This window comes from Sutterella massiliensis (assembly GCF_016899755.1).
Lineage (GTDB): Bacteria > Pseudomonadota > Gammaproteobacteria > Burkholderiales > Burkholderiaceae_F > Sutterella > Sutterella massiliensis.
Genome location: NZ_JACJJC010000080.1, coordinates 1 through 1,325, shown reverse-complemented (window position 1 = coordinate 1,325; position 1,325 = coordinate 1). Strand labels below are relative to the sequence as shown.

2 protein-coding genes are annotated in these 1,325 nt (G+C 54.9%); one reads left to right on the top strand and one right to left on the bottom strand.

The features are described 5' to 3' along the window. Nucleotides 1-309: hypothetical protein (locus tag H6A60_RS11350; RefSeq protein ID WP_205104693.1), on the top strand; the 309-nt coding region annotated here is incomplete at its 5' end. Between the two features lie 353 nt (nt 310-662). On the opposite strand, the gene H6A60_RS11345 is transcribed toward H6A60_RS11350, so the two are convergent. Then, entirely contained in the window at nt 663-1,265 is a 603-nt protein-coding gene (locus tag H6A60_RS11345; RefSeq protein ID WP_205104691.1) for a pyridoxamine 5'-phosphate oxidase family protein, read from the bottom strand. Between the last annotated feature and the right edge of the window lie 60 nt (nt 1,266-1,325).

Below are 1,325 nucleotides of genomic sequence, written 5' to 3'. Positions count from 1 at the left end.
GCGAACAATCGAGCGACATCGCGCGAACGCAATGAAAAAGCTCGGCCTGCACAAACCCGCGGAAGCCGCCGCCTTTCTCGAAGCATTGGAGAGCGAATCGGCATCCGCTCTGCCATGAGACGTCGTGCACAGAGACGATTCCTCAGCGCGGACTGCTTTGTTTACCGGAAGCGCAAATTTGTTTTTGAACGAATTTTGTGGACTAATACGGGAGTCGGCAAGGCTGCTGAAGCCCTGTCGACACGGAGCGCGTTAAAGCGGATGACAAAATTCCTGGAGCAACACCTTGAAATTCAAGAAATTTTTTGAAAATTACAACTACTCAATCGCAAGCCGCAATGCTCGTCGAGTCGAGTCTCGATGAACCCTATGCGCTGGCCGGCTACGCTCATGCGGCCGCTCTCCATCCGGACGATCCAGTCTTACGGAAAGATTTTCTCCTTTGACGGAGAAGGCGCGACAGCTCACCGTTAAGAAGGAGGTGCTCTCCGCAGTGCCGATGACGATTCAACTTGATTTCCGTATACGGAAAAGATGGAACAAAAGCCCGGACGAGCCGGGCTTTGTTCTTTGGCGGCGTTCCTCTTGATTTTCGGAACAACCGCCGAGTGTGATGATCAGTGGTTCGCGCTCTCAGTCAAGCGACATCAAGCGCCGAATCATCACTTGATTTCAGGGAGCGGGCATTCCTTCTTGTTCGCCTTCTTGCCGCAGTAAACCTCTACGTCGAGGCAAAGGACGTCGACCATGGCTGCAGCCTTTTCGTCGACCGTCGCCGGCACGTGTCCCGCCTGATTTTCGAAGACGCGCTGCAGACCATGCACCTTTTCGGCGCCTTCAAGCTGACGCATACGGCCAACGCCCGTGAGACTGCGGTACGACCAACCACTCGTACCCGGATCCTTGTCGCTCGTGAAGGAAGAGAGATCGCAGTAGATGTCGAACGCCACCTTGTTGTTCTTTTTGAGGATCTCGCGCTTGCGGCCTTCCTTGAGAGCGCAGTGGACGTAGATCTTGAGTTTGCCGTCCTTGAACTCAAACCCGTAGGTCCAGGGAATCACGTAGGGTTCGTCGCCGTCGACGAAGGCGAACGATCCGACGCGGGCCTTCCTGAGCGTGTATTCGATTTCCTTGGGGTCGGTCATCGCGCGATCCTTCCAGCGAAGGGCGTGCGGATGAATGCCGTTTTCCGCGGCGAAGATCGAGGGAGTTACCACGGATGCCGCAAGACCGGCGAGGATGGTACGACGAGAGACTGGGGTCATTTGAGTCTCCTTTGTGGGTGTTGACATAAGCATGTTAGTTGCTGTCTCTTATACACATCT